Genomic DNA, 415 nt, shown 5'->3' on the forward strand with positions numbered 1-415 from the left:
CCTCCACCCCTCAACCATCCCCCCCTGCTCCCGCTGATTCCCCGCCGCATCCAACGCCGGATCCTCAGCCAGCACCAACCGCACAACCCCGTTAAATCGCGCACCCGGCCGATACCGCGTGCGCAACGCCGCCGCATAAGTCCGCGCCGGCCCATCCATCGCATCCACAGCCGACCGCCCCGGCAACAGACCAACGCCGACCATCCCTGCATGCAACTGCCGCCGCTGCGCCACCTCATCACTCCCGGCAAAATTCTCCAGATCTATCCCCAGCGATTGCCCCGCCGACAACTGCATCGCCTCAATCAACCGCATCAACGCCGCCGTCGTCGTATAAGGCCTAACGGCGCGCTCCGGAGACTCACTGTCAATCACCGTCAACGAAGCCACCTCCCGCCCCTCCGCCTGCAACCGC

Annotated in this window: 1 protein-coding gene; it reads right to left on the reverse strand. The window is 65.8% G+C overall.

The window, feature by feature from the left end; genetic code table 11:
• On the reverse strand, nucleotides 1-415 hold a 415-nt coding region (locus HX812_RS31955; protein WP_178949170.1), incomplete at both ends, for a hypothetical protein.

It is taken from the genome of Pseudomonas sp. IPO3749 (genome assembly GCF_013386605.1).
GTDB classification, from domain to species: Bacteria; Pseudomonadota; Gammaproteobacteria; order Pseudomonadales; family Pseudomonadaceae; genus Aquipseudomonas; species Aquipseudomonas azotoformans_A.